The sequence below is a fragment of the Candidatus Cloacimonadaceae bacterium genome (assembly GCA_030693415.1).
Taxonomy (GTDB): domain Bacteria; phylum Cloacimonadota; class Cloacimonadia; order Cloacimonadales; family Cloacimonadaceae; genus JAUYAR01.
The window spans coordinates 1-3,726 of the sequence record JAUYAR010000110.1; the positions used below are offsets into that span (position 1 = coordinate 1).

The following is a 3,726-nucleotide window of genomic DNA, read 5'->3' on the forward strand; positions in this document are numbered from 1 at the left end:
GTAATCAGGCTTCAGAAGCGCATCATCGCAGATAAGATCAAGCTTTATGCGGAGATTGAAAGCTATCTCGAATTCATAGCCAAGAAGAGTGGTATGGAATGGAAAGGCAATGCCGCATTCACCAGCTTCGATGGCAAATACAAGATCGATATCCGCTTCAAAGAACGTATCGAGTTCGGTCTGGAGCTACAGCTTGCCAAGCAGAAGATCGATGAGTGCATCAGAGCCTGGACAACCGACTCCAACGTCAATCTCCGGGCTATCATCAATGAGGCCTTTCAGGTCGATAAGAAGGGAGAGATTGCTAAGTTCCGTATTCTTGCCCTACGTAAGTACAACATCAAAGACCCCATCTGGAAAGAAGCGATGGAACTTATTGATCAGGCTATCCAGGTTGTCTCCACCAAGCAGTATGTGTCTTTCTACGCAAGAGATGAACATGGCGAATACAAGATGATAGTCCTCAACTTCACAGCACTCTAAGCTAAGAAAGAGTGGTAGCGTCATACAAACCGATTTGATAGAAATACAGGAGAATGATTAATGGCACCTATGAATACCAATACTGTAGAGGTAATAGAAATGATGAGTATCTTCAAAGATGATCGCAACTACCGGACGGATGAGATAGCAGAGGTGCTAAGGGTTGACCGTTCCAGTGTCTATCGCTGGATCAGAGATATCCCCGATCCTCTGCCTGCCTTCCGCACCAAAGAGAATGGACAGTTACGCTGTGCCGGGAAAGACCTAAACGAATACCTGCTTAAGCATAAAGTAAGACCTGAGTATGAGTAATGCATTAGAGTTCCGCATCAAGCGGGACAACTGCAAAGATGCTTATCTGAATGGTATGACCGACCCACTCGAGCTGGCGGTGATCTTCGGTGTGTCCGACATCACCGTCCGCAAGTGGATCAAGTCCGGCAAGTGGGATGAGCTATTCAAGGAAGAGCGCAAGCTTGACCATGAGATCAGCTTAGCCCGCAAGAAGGCACTAATCCAGGCACTTCGTGAGTATGCCAAGAACCCGGCAGATACCGCTCTGCAGAGCCTTGTAAACTTAATCAAACAGAATCAGAAAGATAGTGAGCCTGCCAAGGAACTGAACGACTACATCGTGCGCTTCCTGGATCAGGTGACTGACTTTATGATCGAGAAAGGGCATGAGACTATCCTAAAGCAGTTCCAAGGCATAGTCTTAGACCTTGCCGAGTACTTAAGAGTTAGAAATGGATAATTATACAGCCACGGACATGGTTGCCTCCAAACCTACCCTCCAACAGCCTACAGATCAAGCGGAGCCGTCGCCTCCGGCTCCGCTGATCCTTCCGGACCCCGGTTATGTCTAAGAAGTTCATTCAGCGACATAACAAAGCATTGGCGGAGATCGCATCAAAAACGATCTCCGTCTTGCCTTTTATAGACGATAATCCTGAAGCCAAGACTGATAGGATCAGAAGAACCACCGGAGAAGGTTGGGATGCTTTCTCGTTCTTCTGCCATACCTATTTCCCACATATCTTCCCACTACCCTTTTGCCCAGCACATGAGACTATGTTCGATGAGACTGACAAGGGCTCAGGCGTCATCGGAATCACAGGTTTTCGTGGGCTGGGCAAAACGGTACTTATAGGAGTGGTCTATCCCATCTGGAGGATCATCAAAGGTGAACGCTATGTGATCCATACTGCAGCAGATGTAGATCTGGCACAGGAGCGCACAGCCTTTACCTTACATGAACTGCAGAACAATAAGCGGCTCACTATGGACTTGGACTGATAAACAGACAGGTAAGCTGCTGACCGTAGCCGAGATCGCTTATCTCATCAGGGGCAAGATCAAGCGGGAAGGCATCCAAGCCCGTAATGTATTTGCTGAGGTTATCGCTAACCGGGAGCAGTGGATTTATCAACAACTGAACAGCATCGAGGTGAGTCTATGACCGCACATGATAAGTTTATCGCAGAGAGAGACCGGATAGTTAATGCTCTTAAGTTTTCCGATCTCCCCACCATCCAGTTCAACAAGGATGCCATACCCAAAGTTCTTCCTTGCGCCATCGTGATCCTGGACTCGGAAACAGGCAAGAATGGCACTTCCAGACAGTATGTTAGCACTGATCTGGCTTGGACAGTCTTCCTGATCGTCAATGCCCAGAATGTGGACGATCCTGATCTGGACATGTATAAGATCAAAGAGAAGTTCAGAGGATTCTATCTCAAGTTTGCCAATAGAGACATCCCTCACATAGAGTATTACACATCGAGGATAGACGGAACCCGTCTGGTCAGAATCGCCAAACTTGACCTGCTAAAGAGTGGTTCCGGAGCGGCATCATGAGAATATCAGCCACCGAGAACACCGAAAACACCGAGGGAATAGATTAATGCGTATCATGCGACTCGGTAACTATAATGTTGGGATTAGTAGCGCATCAGAACTATTGGAAAGCAAATACAAGCCTGAAGCTGTTGACTTAACTGTTATGAAAAGGGTCGGTAAGCGACTGATATCCAAAGAAGCCGAGTCGAAGAAAGTCGTATCTCAGCCATACTCCATGAGTAAACTCCTGGCTCTCTTAGATACGGATGAGTACCATTCCGGTTGTGTGGATGCTGTCACGATGGCAACTGTCATGCAGTTTGAGTGTAAGAACTCCAATGTCACCAAGTGGATGGAGACAGCCGAGTTCCCTGCTTGTGAAGACCAGACCACCATCTTAGGTGAGCTGATCAAGTTCTATATCGCCTGTGGGAATGGCTTCCTGATCAAGATGCGCAATGCCCAGGGACAGTGGATGAATCTGGAAAGGATGCAGGCAAGCAGAGACAGCTTTGGTATGAGGAAATGCAGCAAAAAGGTCTCAGGGTGAAGCTGGCTTATAACGATAAAGATGTATTGGCAGGATTTATTCAGTATCTTCCTGTCGAACAGTCCATACTGGAAGGAAAGGACTGTTATATTATCTATTGCATTTGGGTGCACGGACATAAAAAAGGGCGGGGTAACCTAATGGGTAAAGGATTGGGAACAGCCTTGCTGGAAGCTGCGGAACAGGATGTAAAAGCGCTCGGAGCCAAGGGTATCGCTGCCTGGTGTTTAACATTGCCATTCTGGATGAAAGCAGCCTGGTTCAAAAAGCATGGATACAAAAAAGTTGATGCAGACGGCATTGCCGCCTTGATGTGGAAACCATTTTCAGATGATGCAATTCCTCCCCAATGGAGGAAACCCATAAAGAAACCGACAGCCGGAACAGAAAAAGTCATAATCAGAGCATTCAATCATGGCTGGTGTGCAGCGCAAAATATTGCTTTTGAACGAATGAAAAAGATTGCTGCAGAATTTCATGATCAAGTTGTCTATGAGGAGTATAACACCCGTGACCGGGCAATTATGGAAGAATGGGGTTTAAGCGATGCGCTCTTTATAGATGCAGATGCAGTCAATACAGGACCACCTCCTTCGTATGACAAATTAAAAAAATTGGTGGAGAAGAAGCTGAAAAAGAGGAAGCTGTTATAATTACATTACTTCATAGCTATTGATGATGCGGAGAATGTTTATTTAATAGAGTTAATTCATAATTGAATAATCTGATAAGATAGAGCCATTAGTCCGCAGAATTAGAGCCACCCCTCCGAATAATAGAGCCACTCGTTCCGAAGGTGAGAGCCACCTTGCCAATCAGGCATGATTTCAGACCATGGATTCATACACTAAATG

The 3,726-nt window shown here is 46.3% G+C and carries 8 protein-coding genes; all 8 read left to right on the forward strand.

Annotation, left to right across the window (positions count from 1 at the left end):
• On the forward strand, positions 1 to 483 hold a 483-nt coding region (locus Q8M98_06715; protein ID MDP3114451.1), incomplete at its 5' end, for a DUF3164 family protein.
• A gap of 60 nt (positions 484 to 543) precedes the next feature.
• Positions 544 to 795, forward strand: a complete 252-nt coding sequence (locus Q8M98_06720; GenBank protein ID MDP3114452.1) for a helix-turn-helix domain-containing protein — start codon at positions 544 to 546, stop codon at positions 793 to 795.
• Positions 788 to 1,237: a hypothetical protein gene (locus Q8M98_06725; protein MDP3114453.1), complete on the forward strand. Its 450-nt coding sequence runs from the start codon at positions 788 to 790 to the stop codon at positions 1,235 to 1,237. The genes Q8M98_06720 and Q8M98_06725 overlap by 8 nt, the downstream gene beginning before the upstream one ends.
• A 104-nt stretch (positions 1,238 to 1,341) precedes the next feature.
• Complete coding sequence (locus Q8M98_06730) at positions 1,342 to 1,779, forward strand: hypothetical protein (GenBank protein MDP3114454.1); 438 nt, start codon at positions 1,342 to 1,344, stop codon at positions 1,777 to 1,779.
• Positions 1,736 to 1,942, forward strand: coding sequence for a hypothetical protein (locus Q8M98_06735; GenBank protein MDP3114455.1), 207 nt, complete (start codon positions 1,736 to 1,738; stop codon positions 1,940 to 1,942). Before Q8M98_06730 ends, Q8M98_06735 begins: the two co-directional genes overlap by 44 nt.
• Positions 1,939 to 2,340 carry a hypothetical protein gene (locus Q8M98_06740; protein MDP3114456.1) on the forward strand — a complete coding sequence of 134 codons (402 nt, stop codon included), beginning with the start codon at positions 1,939 to 1,941 and terminating at the stop codon, positions 2,338 to 2,340. The genes Q8M98_06735 and Q8M98_06740 overlap by 4 nt, the downstream gene beginning before the upstream one ends.
• A gap of 217 nt (positions 2,341 to 2,557) precedes the next feature.
• Positions 2,558 to 2,872 (forward strand): hypothetical protein, encoded by a 315-nt coding sequence (locus tag Q8M98_06745; GenBank protein ID MDP3114457.1) that lies wholly within the window; start codon positions 2,558 to 2,560, stop codon positions 2,870 to 2,872.
• The gene (locus Q8M98_06750; GenBank protein ID MDP3114458.1) at positions 2,848 to 3,525 is read left to right on the forward strand and encodes a GNAT family N-acetyltransferase; all 678 of its coding nucleotides are present in this window, start codon (positions 2,848 to 2,850) and stop codon (positions 3,523 to 3,525) included. Before Q8M98_06745 ends, Q8M98_06750 begins: the two co-directional genes overlap by 25 nt.
• The last annotated feature ends 201 nt before the right edge of the window (positions 3,526 to 3,726 follow it).